Raw genomic sequence first — 17,922 nt, 5'->3', positions numbered from 1 at the left:
GGACGGTCAGTCGGCCGAGGTGTGGCGGCGGCGGCCGATGCGCTCGCGGACGGCGAAGACGCCGAGCCAGACGGCGATGACGGCGGCCAGCGCGCCGGTGACGGTCAGCGGCGCGTGGGCCACGGTGCCCAGCACCACGCCGAGCAGCATGAATGCGGCGACGAGGAACAGCATGGGAATCGGATCCCCCCTCTGGGATGCCTCGCGTTCCGGTCTCTGTGAAGTCTCGGTGAACAGTTGTAGTAACAGTTGTTCACTGACTTACAGAGTAACCCGTCGGACGGCTTTTCAATTCCAGAGAACAGTTGTTAACTGGATGACATGAGTCACACCCTCGGCATCCGGCAGGCGCAGAAGCAGAAGACCCGGCAGGCGTTCCTCGACGCGGCGCTCGCGCTGCTGGCGGAGCAGAGTCTGAGCAGCCTGGGCCTGCGCGAGGTCACCCGGGCCGTCGGGGTCGCCCCCACCGCCTTCTACCGGCACTTCCGCTCCATCGCCGACCTCGGTGTGGCCCTGGTCGACGAGGCGCTGGGCAGCCTGCACCCGATGGTGCGCGAGACGGTGGCGACGACCGGCGACAGCGAGGAGCGCATCGCCCGCGGCATCGAGCTGATCGCCGACTACGTGGCCGCGCACCCCGCGCACGTACGGTTCATCGCCCGCGAGCGCAACGGCGGGGTGCAGCCGGTGCGCGAGGCCATCGGCGGCCAACTGGACCGGTTCGCCGAGGAGGTGAAGGCCGAGCTGGTCAAGGACCCGCAGACGGACGGCTGGAGCGAGGCGGACGTGCTGATGCTCGCGCACCTCTACGTCGACCAGATGCTGATCACCGCCTCGCTGTTCCTGGAGGCGCTGGAGGGCCCGGCCGAGGAGCGGGAGCGGGTCACCCGGCGGGCCACCCGGCAGCTGCGGCTGATCACCATCGGCCGCGACCACTGGCTGGACTGAACTCCGAGCCCCGTCAAGCCTGTTCGTACAGCGCGCCGACCGCGCGCACCCCGTCGAGCAGTTCCGCGCGCGCCTCGGGCGGGTCCACGATCTCCACCTGGTCGGAGAAGGCGAGGAGTTGGCGCACGGCGCGCAGCACCGGATAGGTCAGCCGGGCGGTGACCCAGTCGCCCTCGCCGTCGTCCTCGGGCAGGTCGGTGAGGTCGGCCGCGGCCATCCGGCGGAACATGTCGAGCCGTTCCCGCCGCACCCGCACCGTGACCTCGATCCCGCCCGGCCGCTCCTCCACCTGGCGGCGCAACTCCTCCCAGATGTCCGCGAGTTCGACGCCGGGGCGGCGCCGCACGGGATCGTCGAGGAGGCGGGCGGAGCGGATCCGGTCGGCGCGGAACAGCCGGGGCCGCGCGCGGGCGTCGGCGACCAGGTACCAGACCCCGGCCTTGGCGACCAGGCCGTACGGGTCCACGGTGTACGCCCGCGGCTCCCGCTGCCCGCTGTGCCGGTAGCGCAGCGCGAGGCGCCGGTCGCTGAACACGGCGTCCTGGAGGGCCTCCAGGTCGACGGCCTGCCGCGGACCGCTCTTCCAGCGGGTGGCGTCGACCAGGATGCGGCGGCTGGTCACCTCGGCGGCGGGCCGGTGCGGCGCCGGCAGCGCGGCCATCACCTTGCGCAGGGCCGAGCCGAGGGCCGCGTCGAGGCCGAGCGCGGCATGGGCGCCCTCGGCGGCCAGCACGAACAGGGCGCGGGACTCGTCGGCGGTCAGCCCCGTGACGTCGGTGCGGAACCCGGCCAGGAGTTCGATGCCGCCGTGCCGACCGCGCTCCGCGTAGACCGGGACGCCGGCGGCGGACAGTGCCTCGATGTCCCGGTAGACGGTGCGCACCGACACCTCCAGCCGCTCGGCGAGTTCACGCGCGGGCACCCGGCCCCGGGTCTGGAGGAGCAGCAGGATCGACAGCAGCCGGTCGGACTTCACGGGGGCCAGCATCGCGCGGTCGCGGAACAGCTCGCAAATGTTGACGGATTCTGTCAGGTTATCGGCGCACCATCCTCGCGTAACGGCTTACGAGAGGAACGTCATGACCACCGGTTTCACCGACCCCCGCCCCGTCTACACCCGCGCCACCGAGCAGGCGGCGGCCGTCATCGCGGCGGTGCGCCCCGAGGACCTCACCCGCCCCACCCCCTGCGCCGAGTTCGACGTGCGGGCGCTGCTCGGCCATGTCGTCGGCGGCACCCGGCGGATCGCGATCGTCGGGGAGGGCGGTGACGGACTCGCCGCGGAACCGGTCGCCGAGGGCGTCCCGGACGACGGCTGGCCGGCCGCCTACGACGAGGTGCGGATCCGGGTGCTGAAGGCGTGGGAGAGCGACGAGCGGATGGCCACGCCGGTGACGGTGCCCTGGGGCGAGTCGATCCCCGGGCACGCGGCCCTGTCCGGTTATGTGATGGAGCTGGTCACCCACACCTGGGACCTCTCCGAGGCGCTCGGCCACCCGCTGCCGCTCGACGAGGAGCTGGCCGGGTTCGCCCTCGCGACGGCCCGCCGGGTGCTGCCGGACTCGCGCCCCCGGGACGAGCGGACGCCGTTCGGCGCCCGCCGCGAGGCTCCCGAGGACACGGGCCCCTACGAGCAGCTGGCGGCCTGGCTGGGCCGTGCCCCGCTCAGCCGAGCCTGACCCGGGCGAGCTGCCGGGACTGGGCGACCAGCCGGTCCGCGCTGTCCCAGACCTCGGCGTCCTCCTCCAGGAAGCCGCCGGCCAGGTTGCGGGTGGTGATCGACACCCGCAGCGGGCCGGGGGCCGGACGGTGCCGGACGTGGACCGTCAGTTCGACCGTGGGCACCCAGCCCGCGAGGCCCATCTCGAAGGCGGTGGGCGGCAGGGCGTCCACCGCGAGCAGCAGGGAGAGCGGGTCGGCGTCGCGGCCGTCGGCGAGGCCGAACCAGCCGCGCATCTCCCCCTTGCCGGAGGGCCGGCCTAGCGCCCAGCCGACGGTCGCGGGGTCCAGCCTGAGCATCAGCCGGCCGGCGATGGCCGAGCCGCCCTGGAGCGGGTCGGGGCCGTCCTCGGGACCCAAGCACCGCTCCAGCGGCGGGACCGGGGGCGGCGTCGCGGTCGTGCGGACGTCGTCGGGGAGGGCGGCGAGGTCGCCGTAGGAGGCGAGGACGCGGATGCGTTCGACCTCGTTGCCCTCCTCGTCGTACTGGAAGAGCGAGGCCTGGCCGGTGGAGAGGGTGCGTCCGGTGCGGACCGTCTGGGTGCGGACGACGGCCTTGCCCGGCCGCGAGGCGGTCAGGTAGTGCGCGGAGATGGTGAACGGGTCCGGGTGCGGGAGGGCGTCCCCGAGGGCCCGGCCGAGCACGGCCAGCAGATAGCCGCCGTTGACGGCGCCGAGGATGGTCCAGCCGGCCGAGAGTTCGAGGTCGTAGACCCCCTCCTCGCGGCGGAAGACGGCGGTGTCGCGGTCGAACTCGCTGTCGCCGATCAGGGCCCGTGCGGCTGCTGCGGAAGCTGCGTCTGACATGGCCTGAACGGTACAACAAGCAATTACTAAGCGGTAGCTTTTCAGGCTCCCGAGTGAGGTTCCGGCAATATCTCGGTAAGTGTCCGGACACGTCCGTAACCCCGGGCCCCTGTTTTCCCTCTATGGGGACATGAGCCTCACCGGGACTCCGTTCCTCTACACGACCGTCGTGCTGGCGGTGGTCGCCCTCATACTGCCGCTTCTGCTCTGGTCGCGCACCCGCGGGCCCAAGCCCCTGCGCGTCGCGACCCGGGTGCTGATGCTGCTGTTCGCCCAGGGCACGGCCGTCACGCTGGTCTTCGTGCTGGTGAACAACCAGAACAACCTGTACGACAACTGGGCCGACCTCTTCGGTACCGGCAACCACGTCCAGCAGGCCGCCGACCTCGGCCGCGACGGCACCGGCGGCATAGCGGTGACACGGCTGCCCAAGGTCAAGCAGACCTTCACGGCGGCCTCCGGCCCCGGCATGCACGCGGCCGGCGGGGTGCGCGTCACCCAGCTCAAGGGCCGCGTCTCCGGTGTGAACGCCGAGGTCTACGTCTGGCTGCCGCCGCAGTACGGCGAACCGGCCTACCGCGACAAGAAGTTCCCGGTGGTCGAGCTGCTGCCCGGCTACCCCGGCTCGGCGAAGGCCTGGTTCGGCTCGATGAAGACCCATGAGCAGCTGCTGCCGCTGATGCGCAGCGGCCAGGTGGCGCCCTTCATCCTGGTCGCCCCGCGCACCAACCTGCTGGCCGGCGTGGACACCGGCTGCGCCAACATCCCGGGGCAGGTCAACGCCGACACCTGGCTCAGCATCGACGTGCCGAAGATGGTCATGGACAACTTCCGTGCCCAGCCGGCGCCGCAGGGCTGGGCCGTGGCCGGCTACTCGGCGGGCGCGCACTGCGCGGTCAAGCTGGCCGTGGCGCACCCCGACCGGTACCGGGCCGCGGTGAGCATGTCCGGCTACAACGACCCGATCGGCGAGCGCAACTCGCTGGCCGCGCAGAACCCCGCGCTGCGCGCCGAGAACAACCCGTTCCTGCTGCTGAAGAAGGCGGCCGTGCCGCCGCCCGTCGCCCTCTACGCCTCCGGCGAGTCCGGCGACGGCTACGAGGCCGGCCTGGGGCTGGAGTCGGTCGCCAAGGCGCCGACCACCGTGCACGTGGTCTTCCTGCCGCGCAGCGCGGGCGGTCACACCATGGCCCTGTGGCGGCCGCAGGTGCCCACGGTGTTCCGCTGGCTGACGCTCCAGATGGGCCAGAACCACGCCCGGGGCACGGACCACTCGCTCGCCGGCCGCGCCGGCTCGGCCCACGGGAAGGCCGGCTCCCCCACCGGCGCGGCCGGCGGCGTCGCGGGAGCGGCCGGGACTACTCCTCGGTCACCGTCGACCGGCGGTTCCACGCGCGCGGCGCTCGCCAGTGGTACCGCATCGCGAGCAGGCGCAGCACAAAGGCCGTGACGGCCGCGAGCCCACTGGTGAGGGGGGTCAGCGCGTCGTAGCGGATGCACAGCACCACCATGCCCGCGCCGACCATCGCCGGGACCGCGTACAGGTCGCGGTCCCAGCGCAGCAGCGAGGGGACCTCGTTGGCGAGGACGTCGCGCAGCACACCGCCGCCGACCGCGGTGGCGAGGCCCAGGGTCGCCGACGCGGTCAGGCCGAGGCCGTAGCCGTACGCCTTCGTCGTGCCGCTGACGCAGAACAGGCCGAGGCCGGCCGCGTCGAAGACCAGGACCGCCGTCTGGATCCGCTCCACGTGCGGGTGCAGGAAGAAGACGACGAGCGTGGCGAGCAGCGGGGTGACGAAGTACCCGAGGTCCGTGAAGGCCGCCGGGGGCACGGCCCCGATGATCACGTCCCGGAAGAGCCCCCCGCCCAGCGCGGTGACCTCGGCGAGCACGGCGATGCCGAAGACGTCGAAGTTCTTCCGGACGGCCAGCAGGGCGCCGGAGATCGCGAAGACGAAGATGCCGATCACGTCAAGCGTGTGCTGGACGGAGGGGCTGAAGAACTGTTGCAGCTGCACCCTGACATTCTCACCTGCCGCCCGGGCTGAACCTTACAAAGCCAGGCTCACAGGGCAGGTTTACCTGTGGTGAACAGCCAGGTGTCGAACAGGTCGTCGAGCTGCTGCCCGCTGACGCGCTCGGCGAGGCGGATGAAGTCGGCGGTGTCCGCGTTGCCGTACCGGTGGAGCTTCGTCCAAGCGGGCAGCAGTGCGAAGAACGCCTTGTCGCCGATCCGCTCGCGGAGCACCTGGAGCGTCATGGCGCCGCGGTCGTAGACGGCCGACGCGAACATGGTGTCGCGCTGCGGGTCGGCGACCTTGGTCCGCCAGAAGGAGGAGCCGGCGGGCGTGGCGTTGTACTCGGCGAGGAAGGAGTCGTGCGCCGAGCGGGTGCCCCGGTGCTCGGACCACAGCCACTGGGCGTAGGTGGCGAAGCCCTCGTTGAGCCAGATGTCCTTCCACTGCGCCACGCTCACCGAGTCGCCGAACCACTGGTGGGCCAGTTCGTGCACGATGGTCGCCTCGTTGCGCACGGCCGAGTACGCGGGCTTGGACTGCACCTCCAGCGAGAACCCGGCCTCGGGCATGTCGTCCACGATGGCGCCGGTCTCCTCGAACGGGTACGGCCCGAAGAGCTTCGACCAGTAGTCGGTGGCCTCGGCGGTGACCGCGTACACGTCGACGCCGTTGCCGTTCCTCAGCACCGGGTCGATGGCGACGTAGACCGGGGTGCCGCCGGGGGTGCGGCCGGTGCGCACGTCGAACCTGCCGATGGTGGCGGTGGCCAGATAGGTCGCCATCGGCCTCGACTCGCGCCAGTGGGTGTACGTCGAGCCGCCCTTGTCGCGGGTCGAGACCAGCACGCCGTTGGAGACGCCGGTCAGGCCCTTGGGCGCCTTGATCCGGATGTCGTAGGTGGCCTTGTCGGACGGGTGGTCGCTGGACGGGAACCAGGTGGAGGCGGCGTTGGGTTCGCAGGCGACGAAGACTCCGTCGGGGGTCTTCATCCAGCCGTACTCGGAGCCGAAGACGATGGGGCCGCTGAGGGGCTGGGGTACGCCGCCGTAGGTGACGGTCACGGTGAAGCGCCGGCCCTTGGCCAGCGCGCCGCGCGGGGTGACGGTGACCTCGTCGCCGTCCCGGCTGAACGCGGCCCGTCTGCCGTTCACCTGGACCCTGGCGACCTCCAGCTGCTGGAGGTCCAGGTCGAAGGAGGAGAGGGCCTCGGTGGCGCGGGCGGTGAGGGTCGTACGGCCGTCCAGGCGGCCGGTGTCGGGGGCGTAGGCGATGTCGAGGTCGTAGTGCAGGGCGTCGAAGCCGCCGTTGCCCAGGTTCGGGAAGTAGGGGTCGCCGATGCCGGGAGCGCCCGGGGTGGGGGCGGGGGCCGCGCCGATCAGGAGGAAGGAGACCGCCGCGGTGGCGACGGCCCCCGCACGTGCCGAACGGGAGAGTGCCATGAGTCGTCCCTTTCGAGCGTGGACCGATCAGGTGTCGGTCACGGACGACTCTGCACTCTCCCGTTCGGGCATGTACATGCCCTTGCGTGGGGCTTCTGGGCTACTTGCCGCGCGGCTTCTTCGACTTGGCCGGCTTCGCGGGCTCCGCCGCGGGCTCGGCGGCGGCCTCGGCCTCCGGCTCGGCGGGAGCCGCGGATTCCGGCCCGGCCCCGGAACCGGACCCGTCGGACGCCTCCGGCTCGGACCCGGGAGCGGCCTCGGAGCCGGACTCCGGCTCGGAAGCGGACTCCGGCTCGGAAGCGGCCGCGGACCCGGCCTCCGCCGAGGTCTCCGGCTCGGCCTCCGTGGAGGTCTCCGACTCGGCCGCGGGCTCCGGCTTCGCCTCGGACGTCGCCTCGGACTTGACGCCCTCCGCCTCGGACTTGGCGTCGGCGTCCGCCTCGGCCTTCGCCTCCGCGTCGGGCTTCTCTTCGGCCTCGGCGTTCGCGGCGGCCTCAGGCTTCTCTTCCGCCTCTGCCTTCGCGTCGGCCTCAGGCTTCTCTTCCGCCTCTGCCTTCGCGCCGGCCTCCGACGCGGTCCGCGTCGCGGACTCCTCGGCGCCGCCGGAGATCACCGCGTCCGGCACCAGTGCCGACGCCTCCTTCGCCGCCGACAGCAGGACCGTGTCCTGCGGGGCCTGGTCGGCGAAGTTCTCCGGGTGGTGGCAGGCGACCCGCTGGCCGGGCTTCAGCTCCAGCAGCTTCGGCTCGGTCGTCCTGCAGATCTCCGTCGCCTTCCAGCACCGCGTGTGGAAGCGGCAGCCCGACGGCGGGGCGATCGGCGAGGGCACGTCGCCGCGCAGCAGGATGCGCTCGCTCTTCTGCCCCCGGCGCTGCGGGTCCGGCACCGGCACCGCCGACATCAGCGCCTTGGTGTACGGGTGCATCGGCGCCTCGTACAGCGCGTTGCGGTCCGCCAGTTCGACGATCTTGCCGAGGTACATCACCGCGATCCGGTCCGAGACGTGCCGGACCACCGAGAGGTCGTGGGCGATGATGACGTAGGTCAGGCCCAGCTCCTCCTGGAGGTCGTCCATCAGGTTGACGACCTGGGCCTGGATCGACACGTCCAGCGCGGAGACCGGCTCGTCGGCCACGACCAGCTTCGGCTTCAGGGCGAGCGCGCGGGCGATGCCGATGCGCTGGCGCTGGCCGCCGGAGAACTCGTGCGGGTAGCGGTTGTAGTGCTCGGGGCTCAGACCGACCAGTTCGAGCAGCCGCTGGACCTCCTTCTTCACCCCGCCCTCGGGCTCGACGCCCTGGAGCCGGAACGGCGCCGAGACGATCGAGCCGATGGTGTGCCGGGGGTTCAGGGAGCCGTACGGGTCCTGGAAGATCATCTGGATGTCGCGGCGCAGCGGGCGCATGTCGCCGGTCGACAGCCGGGTGATGTCCTGGCCCTCGAAGGTGATCTGTCCGCCGGTCGGGTCCTGAAGGCGGGTGATGACCCGGCCCATGGTCGACTTGCCGCAGCCCGACTCGCCGACCACGCCCAGGGTCTCGCCCCGGCGCACCTCGAAGTCGATGCCGTCGACGGCCTTCACCGCGCCGACCTGGCGGCGCAGGATGCCCTTCTTGATCGGGAAGTGCTTGGTCAGGTTCTCGACCTTGAGCAGCACCTCGCGCTCGTCCGGAGCCGACGCCTGCCCGGGAACCGTGGCCTCGGCGACGGAGTCCGTCTTCTTCGTCTCACTCACAGCTTCGGCGCAATCTCTTCGGTCCAGATCCGCTCACGGTCCTCGGCCGACAGGTGGCAGGCGGACCAGTGTCCGGCGCCGACCAGTTCCAGCTCGGGGCGCACCGTGCGGCTGACGTTCCCCTCGGGGATGTCCGCGTACGGGCAGCGCGGGTTGAAGGCACAGCCCGAGGGGACGTTGATGAGGCTCGGCGGCTGGCCCTTGACGGGGATGAGCCGTTCGGAGGTCTCGCGGTCGATGCGGGGCATCGAGCCGAGCAGGCCCCAGGTGTAGGGGTGCTGCGGCTTCTCGAAGACCTGGGCGGCCGGGCCGCGCTCCACGCACCGGCCGCCGTACATCACGAGGACGTCGTCGGCGATCTCGGCGACCACGCCGAGGTCGTGGGTGATCATGACGACCGCGGAGCCGAACTCCTTCTGGAGGTCCCGGATCAGGTCGAGGATCTGCGCCTGGACGGTGACGTCGAGGGCGGTGGTGGGCTCGTCCGCGATGAGCAGTTCGGGGTTGTTCACCAGCGCCATGGCGATCATGGCGCGCTGGCGCATACCGCCGGAGAACTCGTGCGGGTAGCCGTCGACGCGCTTGGCCGGCTCGGGGATGCCGACGCGGTCGAGCATCTCGATGGCGCGCGCCCGGGCGACCTTCTTGCTGACCTTGTGGTGCACCCGGTAGGCCTCGACGATCTGGTCGCCGACCTTGTAGTAGGGGTGCATCGCGGACAGCGGGTCCTGGAAGATCATCGCCATCTCGCGGCCGCGGAGCTTGCGCACCTCGTCCGGGGAGGCGCCGACCAGTTCCTTGCCGTTCAGCCAGATCTCGCCGGACATCCGCACGTTCTTGCCGCGCGCGCCGAGCCGGTGCAGGCCCATGACGGCGAGCGAGGTGACGGACTTGCCGGAGCCGGACTCGCCGACGATGGCGAGGGTCTTGCCCTTCTCCAGCGAGAAGGAGAGCCCGTCGACGGACTTGACGACACCGTCGTCGGTCGGGAAGTGCACCTTGAGGTCGCGGACCTCCAGGAAGGCCGAGGGCGCCTTGTCGCCGGCGGTCTCGTCCTTGGCGGTCTTGGAGAGTTCGGTCACGAGAGCCTCACCCGCGGGTCGGCGGCGGCGTAGAGCACGTCCACCAGGAGATTTGCGATGACGACGAAGGCGGCGGCGAGCAGGGTCACGCCAAGGATCTTCGGCAGGTCGTTGTCGGTGATGCCCTGGACCGCGTACTGGCCGACACCGGGCAGCGAGAACACGGACTCGGTGATCACCGCACCGCCGAGCAGCAGGCCGACGTCCATGCCGAAGACGGTGATGATCGGGGTGAGGGCGGCCCGCAGGCCGTGCCGGACGACGACGGTGCTTTCGGGCAGGCCCTTGGAGCGGGCCGTGCGGATGAAGTCCTCGTTCATCGTCTCCAGCATGCCCGAGCGGGTGAGCCGGGCGTAGATCGCGGAGTACAGCAGGGCGAGCGAACACCACGCCGGGAACAGGGTGTTGGCCCACTGCGCCGGGTTCTCGGTGAACGGGACGTAGGTGCGGCCGAAGATCGGCCACTTGTAGGTGAAGAGCAGGATCGCCAGGTTGCCCGTGAAGAACATGGGCAGCGACACGCCGGCGAGGGCGACGCCCATGAAGGTGCGGTCGAACAGCGAGCGCGGCTTGAGCGCGGAGACGACACCGACCGCGACACCGGAGAGCAGCCACAGCACGGCGGCACCCGCGGCCAGCGAGAGGGTGATCGGGATGCGCGAGGTGAGCTGCGACCAGACCGCGACGTGATCCTTGAAGGAGTAGCCGAAGCAGGGAACGTCGCAGTGCACCGTCTTGGGGCCGAGGTTGTAGTCGGTGCCGACCACGATCCCCTTGATGAAGTGCCAGTACTGGACGTAGACGGGCTGGTCCAGACCAAGGTTGTGCTTGACCGCGGCGATGTCCGCCTTCGACGGGCTCTTTCCGATGTACTGCTGCGCCAGTTGGTCCGCTGTCTGGCCGACGAGCCGTGGCAGCAGGAAGAAGATGGCGAAGGTGACCGCGGTGACGACCAGCAGCAGGATCACTGCCGCGAACGTCCGGCGGAGGATGTACGAGATCACGGGGACCGGCGCTGGTGCCCGCGGGCCGCGAAGCCCGCGGGCACCAATGCCTTCACCTGCCTTCCGGGGCTGCTACTTCTTCGTGGTGCCGAGGTTGAGGTAGTCGTACTGACCGCTGAAGGCGGCCGTGGAGACCACGTTGGTGGCGTACGGCGAGCGGTACAGCAGAACCTTGAAGTAGGTCAGCGGGACCAGCGCGGCGTCGTCCATCGCCTGCTTGTCGATCTGCGCGTACAGGGCGTTGCGCTTGGCCGTGTCCGGCTCGGCGATCGCCTGCGCGAGCAGGTCGTTGACCTTCTTGTTGTCGTACTGCGACAGGTTGGTGTTGCCGGACTGGCTGATCGCCTTGCCGTTGAGGATCTGCTGCAGGAAGCCGTAGCCGGACGGCCAGTCGGCACCCCACTGCATCATCATCAGGCCGATGTTCTGCTTGTCGGTGAAGCTCGGCACACCCGCGTAGTCGGTGAAGTACTTGCCCGCCGGGTACTGCTTGAGGGTGGCGTTGATGCCGACCTTCTTCAGCGAGTTGATGATCGCGGTGGCCGCGTCGACCTCACCCGGGCGGTCCGACCGCGCCGTGATGTTGGTGTTGATGGTCTTCTGGCCGCAGGCCTTCAGCTGGTCCTTGGCCTTGGCGATGTCGCCCTTGGAGCCCGGGGTCGCGTAGACGTCCGCCTTCTGGTAGCCGGTGATGTCCGGCGGCAGGACGGTGGAGGCCACGTCGCCGCGGATCGGGCCGCCCATGGCGGTCTGCACGGAGACCTTGTCGATGGCGTACTCGACGGCCTTGCGGCAGGCGACGTTGTCGAACGGCTTCAGCTTGGTGTTGATCGCCGCGTAGACCAGACGGCCACCGTAGGTGTTGTCCGTGCTGGCCTTGCCGTCCGCGGAGTTGAGCAGGTCCGCCTGGGTGGAGGCCTGGACGCCGGTGCCCACGAGGTCGACGGTGGCGTCGCCGGACTGGAGGTCCTTGTCGATCGTCTCCGGGTTGACCTTCAGGTTGACGACGATCTTGTCGGCCAGCTGCTTGCGCAGCGGGTCGGTCTTCGGGTCCCAGTTCTTGTTCGGGACCAGGACGGCCTGCTTGCCCTCCTGGTAGCTCTGGAACTGGTACGAGCCGGAGGACACGATGTGCTTGACGTAGTCGACGCCGTCGTCCTTGGCCTGCGGCACCGGCGCCGTCTCCGGCGTGGCGACCAGGTAGTCGAACTCCTGGAAGGCACGGTTCAGGTGGAAGACGATCGTGGTGGCGTCCGGCGTCTCGATCGAGGACAGGCCCTTGGCGCTCTTGTCCTTGTAGGGGCCCTTGTACTTGTCGCCGTCCTTCATGAACTGCTGGAAGTAGTTCGGACCGAGCGAGAGCACGTCACGCGCGAAGTTGGACCGCTCGACGGCGTACTTGACGTCCTTCGAGGTGATCGGCGTGCCGTCCTGGTACTTCAGGCCCGCGCGCAGCTTGTACGTCCAGGTCTTGCCGCCGTCGCTGGCGACGCCCTTGCTCGCGGCGAGGTCCGGGACCAGGGTGTTGCCCTTGGAACCGGGGCCGGGCTCGAACGTCATCAGCGGACGCGCGTAGAGACGGCTGAAGTTGTACATGTACGCGTAGTACGTGTTGCCGGGGTCGAAGGAGTCCGGCACGTCCGACATCTCGTAGGTGACCGTGCCACCCTTCTTGTCGGACGCGTTGACGACGCCCTTGGTCGCCGCGTTGGCGCCGGCCGCCTTCGGTGTGTCCTTGTTGTCATCGGCCTTGCTGCAGCCTGCGAGCAGCAAGCTTGCGGAGCCGATGGCCGCGACCGCGGCCAGCGCTGACCTTCGCATGATGGTCTGCTTCCCCTCCATTGATCGGAAACTTGATGGGCTCTCTGGCTGCCTAGCGGCTGCGCGGGTCGAGAGCGTCGCGGAGACCGTCGCCGAGCAGGTTGAACGCGAGGACGGTGATGAAGATGGCCAGGCCCGGCACGATCATGTACTGGGGATCGACCTGGTAGTAGGTGACCGCTTCGCGGAGCATGCCGCCCCAGGAGGCCTGCGGGGGCTGGATGCCGACGCCGAGGAAGCTCAGGGACGCCTCGAACAGGATGTTGGTCGGGATGAGCAGCGTCGAGTAGACGATGATCGGGCCGACCAGGTTCGGCAGCAGCTCGCGGAAGAGGATGTACGGGCCCTTGGCACCCATGCCGCGGGCCGCGTCGACGAACTCGCGCTCGCGCAGGGCCAGCGTCTGGCCGCGCACGATCCGGCCCAGATAGGGCCAGTTGAAGAAGCCGATCACGAAGATGAGCACCGCGAGGTGGAGCGGCAGTCCGTTCAGACCGAAGGCGCCGCCCTGGAGGGTGGCGGAGATCGCGATGGCGAACAGCAGCAACGGGAAGGCGAGGAAGACGTCCATCAGCCGGCTGATGATCGAGTCGACCCGGCCGCCGTAGTAGCCGGCGATCACGCCCATGACCGCGCCGATCACGTTGGACAGGACCGTGGCGCCGAAGGCGACGACCAGGGAGACCCAGGAGCCCTCGATGACGCGGGTGGCGATGTCCCGGCCGAACTTGGGGTCCACGCCGAGCGGGTGGTCCATGCTCATGCCGCCCCAACTGCCCTTGGGCAGCGAGGTGTCGGGGACGATCAGGTCCTGGTGGAAGGCGTTGGGGTCGAGGCCGAAGAGTGCCTGGATGGGGCGCGAGAGGATGGCCAGGAGGATCAGCAGGATCACGATGACCCCGCCGGCCACGGCGACCTTGTCCCGCTTGAACCGGGCCCATGCGATCTGACCCAGGGAACGACCCTCGATCCGCCCCTTGTCGGCTCCCGCGAGCACAGCCTCCGGCTGCGCGTCGGCTGCCGCCCCGGTGGTCTCGATCGGTGCGGTCACGATGTGCGACCCCTCTCGCCGGTGGTGACCGGCCTGCGCTGCCGCGGTTTGCGGCTTTGTCGACTTGCCATCGATCACGAGGCTCGGCCTCGTGTCTGAGTCGGGAGTCTTCAGCGTCGTCGCGATCACTCGCCAGAGCTGACGGTGAAAGTATGCGCAACCGTGATGCACTCCGGAGGATTCCGTTATCCGAACAGTGGGTAACGCCCCCCGGACACGGGGCAGTTGGGACACAACGCCGTAATGCCGCGGTTCGGGAGGTACGGCCGCAGGGGCACCCGTACCGGTGCCGGCTCAGTAACCGCCGTGCACCGGGGGATAGCCGTACCCCGGTGCGTGGGCGCGGAGTTGGAGCTGGGGCGCGGGGGCGGGCGCGACGGCGTGGGCCTCGCGGTCGTAGAAGGGGCGGGCATTGGCCCGCATCCACATCACGACCGGGTCGTGGTCGTCGGTCAGCGCGACCGTGGACACCGGGAGGCCCTCCGGGACGGCGCCGACGGACTGCTGCATCATCGCGCGCACCGAGTCGACGGCGGCCGGCGAGGCGTCGTACAGGTCGAGGCCGATGGCGAGGTACGGCGCGCCGAGCGCGGGCTGGACCCAGGCGCGGCGCAGGGAGCGCAGCGCGGGGGTGCGGTGGGCGTGCTGCGCGAGCAGGGCGTAGAACTGGGGGATCTCGATGCCCGGTTCGGACAGCCGCAGCGGTCCGGCGGGCTGGCGGTCCAGTCCGGTGGCGATGCGGCGCAGGTCCAGCCAGGGGATGCCGACGCCGCCGCCCGGGGCGTGCGGATTGAGCCAGAGGCCGTAGTGGTCGGGGTAGAGGGTGCGGGCGACGTCCAGACCGTCGATCACCTCGTAGGAACGGTTCCAGCCACTGGCCGACAGTTCCTGGGCGGAGGTGACACAGGGGGCGTAGTGGAAGCCGCCGACCTCCATGTTCCCGTACTGGGCGTCCGGGGAGCCGGCCTGGCCGTGCCACAGCAGCATCCAGATCTGGCCGGCGGAGGGGGTGGCGAGGGCGCGGAGGAGGGCCTCGTAGGCGTCGTAGCGTCCGGGCGTGACGTGGCGCAGCGTGTGTTCGACGCTTCCGCTGTGGGTGGCGCTCACCTTGTCATGCCCTTCTTTTTCATCATGCCCCGCGTGTGGGGACAGCTTATGCGCCGATGAGCTCCGGCCCCGTTGTTCGTACGCGGGCGCCCGGCCTACTGAACGTAGAAGGGTCGGACGCTTGACTTCAGCCACTGGGCGACCGGGTCGTCCGTGACGTCCAGGAGGATCAGGTTGACCGGCCACCGCACCGGGACCCGGCCGAGGGCGCGGCCCAGGGCCTCCAGCGGGGCGGCGCGGAAGTCGCCCTCCCACCCGGAGAGTTCGACGCCGACGAACATCACCGGGTCGGCCGTCTCGATGGCGGCCAGGCAGCGGCGGGCGGTGAGCACCACGCCGGTCGCGGCGAACTCGGCGGACGCGGCGGAGAAGAAGTCGACCGGGTCGTCCTGCCAGTCGGGCTCGAAGAGGCGGACGCGACCGCCGGCCGCCGGGCCGTCCAGCGGGGTGTTGCCGGCGCGGCACAGCTCGGCCACGGCCTCGGGCGGCAGCGGGATGCCGACCGTGCCGCCGGGGTTGACCGCGATGCCGGCCTGCGGGGGCAGCCCGCGGGCGAACTCCACGGCCGGGGCGATGGCGTACGCCATGTGGGAGCCGGTCGCCTGGCGCAGTTGCTCCTCGGAGCTGAACACCGGGACGTACGCCTGGCCGTCGAGTTCCAGGCCGGGGAGGTCCAGCGGGCCGCTGCCCGGACCGCCGCCGTTGGGCAGCGGCACCCAGAAGAAGCTGCGGCCGAGGACCTCGATGATCCGGCCGCCCGCCGCGGGTATGCCGAGGGAGGCCGACAGCACCTCCTCCAGTTCGTTGCCGGGCCAACCGCCGTGCGGGTGGGGGTGCGCCTGTGCCGGGAAGTCCGCGGGAATGTCCGCCGGGAAGTCCATCTGCCTACCGCCTGCTGGGAACCACTGCTGGGACCACGAAGGCTATCGGGTGGCGGTGACCAGGCCGCTACCCCGTGAACACGATCCGCTGTACCGCGTCCGCCGCGGGCCGGTCCAGCAGCACCGCGGAGCCGCAGCCCGCGGGCAGCTCGCCGCGCTGCACCGCGCCGAGCAGCCGGGCCGTGGTGCGGCGGTGGCGGGCGAAGGCGTACCGGGAGACGCCGCGGCCGCGCTCGCGCTGGCCCGCGCGGGCCGTCTGCTCCGGCACGTCCAGCAGGACCAGGTGCAGGGTGCCGCCGGCGCGCCGGGCCGAGCGGGCGAGCCAGGCGCGCACCCAGGGCTGGGTGCCGCAGTCGTGCACCACCACCGGCTGCCCCGAGCGCAGGGCGCGGCGCAGCGCGAGGTAGTGGGCGGCGCGCACCAGGGGGCGGTAGAGGGCGTACGGCAGGCACCGGGGCAGCCGGGCGGCGAAGCGCTCGCGGGTGTCCTGGGAGTCGACACGGCGGCCGGTGACCGCGCGGCGCATCAGCGTGGACTTGCCGCTGCCGGGCAGCCCGCTGAGAACCACGAGGTCACGGGGGCCGAAGCAGAGGGTGCGGGGCGTGTGGTCCGCCCGGTCGCGCAGATCCCACGCCCGTGTCCGGTCCGCCATGCCCGCCCCCTGTCCCCTGTTCCGGGTCGGCTCCCCCGCCCCCGGCCGGTCCGCGCCCCGGTCTGGTTTCTGCCCGCCGGAGGTAAAGAGAAGGTAATGGCACCGGTATGACGGACGGGTGCGCGCGCCGCCACGGGCCGGTTACGGATGCGGGCCCTGACGGGCACGGGTGCGACGTGCAATGATGTGGCCGCCAACTGCATACCGGCCGCTTGAATCCGCGCGGGAGAGTCCCCAGCCGTCTGCGCTGGGGCGCCGAAGGAGCAAGTCCCTCCCTTGAATCTCTCAGGCCCCGTTACCGCGCGGGCGAGGCACATCTGAAAAGCGGGTCGCTGTGACAGTGGCTCCACCCAAGGTGCAAGCCGTGATCTCGCCCCCGTGGCGGTCCCGGCGAACCTCTCAGGTTCCGATGACAGATGGGGAGGAACGTTCCTCGCCCCATCCCTGTTGCCCTGGGAGACGACCGACCGATGAGCAGTACCGAACTCCGACACACCGCGCTGGACGCCGTGCACCGCTCGCTCGGTGCGACGATGACCGACTTCGCGGGCTGGGACATGCCCCTGCGCTACGGCTCCGAGCGCGACGAGCACATGGCCGTGCGGACCAGGGCGGGCCTGTTCGACCTGTCCCACATGGGCGAGATCACCGTCACCGGCGCCGAGGCGGCCGCCTTCCTGAACCACGCCCTGGTCGGCAACATCGCCTCCGTCGGCATCGGCCGCGCCCGCTACACCATGATCTGCCGGGCCGACGGCGGCATCCTGGACGACCTGATCGTCTACCGGCTCGCCGAGACCGAGTACATGGTCGTCGCCAACGCCTCCAACGCCCAGGTGGTCCTGGACGCGCTGACCGAGCGCGCGGCGGGCTTCGACGCCGAGGTCCGCGACGACCGGGACGCCTACGCCCTGATCGCCGTGCAGGGCCCCGAGTCCCCCGGCATCCTCGCGTCGCTCACCGACGCCGACCTGGACGGCCTGAAGTACTACGCCGGGCTGCCCGGCACGGTCGCCGGCGTTCCCGCGCTGATCGCCCGCACCGGCTACACCGGCGAGGACGGCTTCGAGCTGTTCGTGAAGCCCGAGCACGCCGTCGAGCTGTGGCAGGCGCTGACCAAGGCCGGCGAGGGCGCCGGTCTGGTGCCGTGCGGCCTGTCCTGCCGGGACACGCTGCGCCTGGAGGCGGGCATGCCGCTGTACGGGCACGAGCTGACCACCGCGCTGACCCCCTTCGACGCCGGGCTCGGCCGCGTGGTCAAGTTCGAGAAGGAGGGCGACTTCGTCGGGCGCGCGGCGCTCGCCGAGGCCGCCGCCCGCGCCGAGCAGAACCCCCCGCGCGTCCTCGTCGGTCTGATCGCCGAGGGCCGGCGCGTCCCGCGCGCCGGGTACGCGGTGGTCGCCGACGGAAAGGTGATCGGCGAGGTCACCTCCGGTGCCCCCTCCCCCACCCTGGGCAAGCCGATCGCCATGGCCTACGTCGACGCGGCGCACGCGGCGCCGGGCACCGAGGGCGTCGGCGTGGACATCCGCGGCAACCACGAGCCCTACGAGGTCGTGGCGCTGCCGTTCTACAAGCGCCGGAAGTAGTCGGCGAGCCCGGTCCCGCCCCCGCCCGGCCCGGGCGGGCACGTGACCCTGCGCACATTCACCCGCCCA

17 protein-coding genes and 2 riboswitches are annotated in these 17,922 nt (G+C 70.9%); of the genes, 4 read left to right on the top strand and 13 right to left on the bottom strand.

All coding sequences use genetic code 11. The features are described 5' to 3' along the window. Nucleotides 1–6: 6 nt before the first annotated feature. Entirely contained in the window at nucleotides 7–174 is a 168-nt protein-coding gene (locus ACSP97_RS24785; RefSeq protein ID WP_107409190.1) for a hypothetical protein, read from the bottom strand. A gap of 147 nt (nucleotides 175–321) precedes the next feature. On the opposite strand from ACSP97_RS24785, the gene ACSP97_RS24780 reads away from it, so the two are divergent. Continuing rightward, a complete protein-coding gene (locus tag ACSP97_RS24780; protein WP_070023079.1) occupies nucleotides 322–948 on the top strand; it encodes a TetR family transcriptional regulator in 627 nt (208 codons plus the stop codon). Nucleotides 949–961: 13 nt separating this feature from the next. Here the strand turns inward: ACSP97_RS24780 and ACSP97_RS24775 are convergent, their stop codons facing one another. Next, entirely contained in the window at nucleotides 962–1,924 is a 963-nt protein-coding gene (locus ACSP97_RS24775; RefSeq protein WP_440554310.1) for a helix-turn-helix transcriptional regulator, read from the bottom strand. A gap of 103 nt (nucleotides 1,925–2,027) precedes the next feature. Here ACSP97_RS24775 and ACSP97_RS24770 point away from each other — a divergent pair, with 103 nt between their 5' ends. After that, on the top strand, nucleotides 2,028–2,627 hold the full coding sequence (locus ACSP97_RS24770; protein WP_355532567.1) for a TIGR03086 family metal-binding protein: 600 nt from the start codon (nucleotides 2,028–2,030) through the stop codon (nucleotides 2,625–2,627). Here ACSP97_RS24770 and ACSP97_RS24765 read toward each other — a convergent pair. Next, entirely contained in the window at nucleotides 2,614–3,474 is an 861-nt protein-coding gene (locus tag ACSP97_RS24765) for a thioesterase family protein (RefSeq protein WP_440554308.1), read from the bottom strand. The genes ACSP97_RS24770 and ACSP97_RS24765 overlap by 14 nt on opposite strands. 130 nt (nucleotides 3,475–3,604) lie before the next feature. Between ACSP97_RS24765 and ACSP97_RS24760 the strand changes: the two genes are divergently transcribed. Continuing rightward, on the top strand, nucleotides 3,605–4,924 hold the full coding sequence (locus ACSP97_RS24760; RefSeq protein WP_355151704.1) for an alpha/beta hydrolase: 1,320 nt from the start codon (nucleotides 3,605–3,607) through the stop codon (nucleotides 4,922–4,924). Here ACSP97_RS24760 and ACSP97_RS24755 read toward each other — a convergent pair. From ACSP97_RS24755 to ACSP97_RS24710, 10 genes are all read right to left on the bottom strand, one after another. Next, entirely contained in the window at nucleotides 4,833–5,492 is a 660-nt protein-coding gene (locus ACSP97_RS24755) for a trimeric intracellular cation channel family protein (protein ID WP_355151705.1), read from the bottom strand. The two genes, ACSP97_RS24760 and ACSP97_RS24755, sit on opposite strands and share 92 nt — an antisense overlap. A 47-nt stretch (nucleotides 5,493–5,539) precedes the next feature. Next, nucleotides 5,540–6,931, bottom strand: a complete 1,392-nt coding sequence (locus tag ACSP97_RS24750) for a M1 family metallopeptidase (RefSeq protein ID WP_355532561.1) — start codon at nucleotides 6,929–6,931, stop codon at nucleotides 5,540–5,542. A gap of 100 nt (nucleotides 6,932–7,031) precedes the next feature. Next, on the bottom strand, nucleotides 7,032–8,666 hold the full coding sequence (locus tag ACSP97_RS24745) for a dipeptide ABC transporter ATP-binding protein (protein WP_440554305.1): 1,635 nt from the start codon (nucleotides 8,664–8,666) through the stop codon (nucleotides 7,032–7,034). Next, a complete protein-coding gene (locus ACSP97_RS24740) occupies nucleotides 8,663–9,748 on the bottom strand; it encodes an ABC transporter ATP-binding protein (protein ID WP_364733859.1) in 1,086 nt (361 codons plus the stop codon). The genes ACSP97_RS24745 and ACSP97_RS24740 overlap by 4 nt, the downstream gene beginning before the upstream one ends. After that, entirely contained in the window at nucleotides 9,745–10,752 is a 1,008-nt protein-coding gene (locus tag ACSP97_RS24735; RefSeq protein WP_070023087.1) for an ABC transporter permease, read from the bottom strand. The genes ACSP97_RS24740 and ACSP97_RS24735 overlap by 4 nt, the downstream gene beginning before the upstream one ends. Nucleotides 10,753–10,824: 72 nt before the next feature. Then, nucleotides 10,825–12,573, bottom strand: coding sequence for an ABC transporter substrate-binding protein (locus ACSP97_RS24730; RefSeq protein WP_440554302.1), 1,749 nt, complete (start codon nucleotides 12,571–12,573; stop codon nucleotides 10,825–10,827). Nucleotides 12,574–12,625: 52 nt separating this feature from the next. Beyond that, nucleotides 12,626–13,624, bottom strand: coding sequence for an ABC transporter permease (locus ACSP97_RS24725; RefSeq protein WP_355151710.1), 999 nt, complete (start codon nucleotides 13,622–13,624; stop codon nucleotides 12,626–12,628). 294 nt (nucleotides 13,625–13,918) lie between these two features. Further along, complete coding sequence (locus tag ACSP97_RS24720) at nucleotides 13,919–14,731, bottom strand: enhanced serine sensitivity protein SseB C-terminal domain-containing protein (protein WP_440554300.1); 813 nt, start codon at nucleotides 14,729–14,731, stop codon at nucleotides 13,919–13,921. A gap of 95 nt (nucleotides 14,732–14,826) precedes the next feature. Further along, the gene (locus ACSP97_RS24715; RefSeq protein ID WP_440554298.1) at nucleotides 14,827–15,612 is read right to left on the bottom strand and encodes an enhanced serine sensitivity protein SseB; all 786 of its coding nucleotides are present in this window, start codon (nucleotides 15,610–15,612) and stop codon (nucleotides 14,827–14,829) included. A 67-nt stretch (nucleotides 15,613–15,679) separates the two neighbouring features. Further along, on the bottom strand, nucleotides 15,680–16,264 hold the full coding sequence (locus ACSP97_RS24710) for an AAA family ATPase (protein WP_440554297.1): 585 nt from the start codon (nucleotides 16,262–16,264) through the stop codon (nucleotides 15,680–15,682). Between the two features lie 213 nt (nucleotides 16,265–16,477). Then, a riboswitch (glycine riboswitch) is annotated at nucleotides 16,478–16,575 on the top strand. Continuing rightward, nucleotides 16,576–16,690: riboswitch (glycine riboswitch) on the top strand. 44 nt (nucleotides 16,691–16,734) lie between these two features. Between ACSP97_RS24710 and gcvT the strand changes: the two genes are divergently transcribed. Then, nucleotides 16,735–17,853, top strand: a complete 1,119-nt coding sequence (gcvT, locus tag ACSP97_RS24705) for a glycine cleavage system aminomethyltransferase GcvT (RefSeq protein ID WP_382011311.1) — start codon at nucleotides 16,735–16,737, stop codon at nucleotides 17,851–17,853. The last annotated feature ends 69 nt before the right edge of the window (nucleotides 17,854–17,922 follow it).

Origin of the sequence: Streptomyces sp. SCPE 10, assembly GCF_051980735.1 — a bacterium.
GTDB classification, from domain to species: Bacteria; Actinomycetota; Actinomycetes; order Streptomycetales; family Streptomycetaceae; genus Streptomyces; species Streptomyces misionensis.
This window is presented reverse-complemented; position numbering and strand designations above follow the sequence as displayed.

Coding starts and splice junctions, on each gene's coding strand:
- ACSP97_RS24785 (WP_107409190.1), bottom strand. CDS start 174: ATGCTGTTCCTCGTCGCCGCATTCATGCTGCTCGGCGTGGTGCTGGGC.
- ACSP97_RS24780 (WP_070023079.1), top strand. CDS start 322: ATGAGTCACACCCTCGGCATCCGGCAGGCGCAGAAGCAGAAGACCCGG.
- ACSP97_RS24770 (WP_355532567.1), top strand. CDS start 2,028: ATGACCACCGGTTTCACCGACCCCCGCCCCGTCTACACCCGCGCCACC.
- ACSP97_RS24765 (WP_440554308.1), bottom strand. CDS start 3,474: ATGTCAGACGCAGCTTCCGCAGCAGCCGCACGGGCCCTGATCGGCGAC.
- ACSP97_RS24760 (WP_355151704.1), top strand. CDS start 3,605: ATGAGCCTCACCGGGACTCCGTTCCTCTACACGACCGTCGTGCTGGCG.
- ACSP97_RS24750 (WP_355532561.1), bottom strand. CDS start 6,931: ATGGCACTCTCCCGTTCGGCACGTGCGGGGGCCGTCGCCACCGCGGCG.
- ACSP97_RS24730 (WP_440554302.1), bottom strand. CDS start 12,573: ATGCGAAGGTCAGCGCTGGCCGCGGTCGCGGCCATCGGCTCCGCAAGC.
- ACSP97_RS24715 (WP_440554298.1), bottom strand. CDS start 15,612: ATGGACTTCCCGGCGGACATTCCCGCGGACTTCCCGGCACAGGCGCAC.
- ACSP97_RS24710 (WP_440554297.1), bottom strand. CDS start 16,264: ATGGCGGACCGGACACGGGCGTGGGATCTGCGCGACCGGGCGGACCAC.
- gcvT (WP_382011311.1), top strand. CDS start 16,735: ATGAGCAGTACCGAACTCCGACACACCGCGCTGGACGCCGTGCACCGC.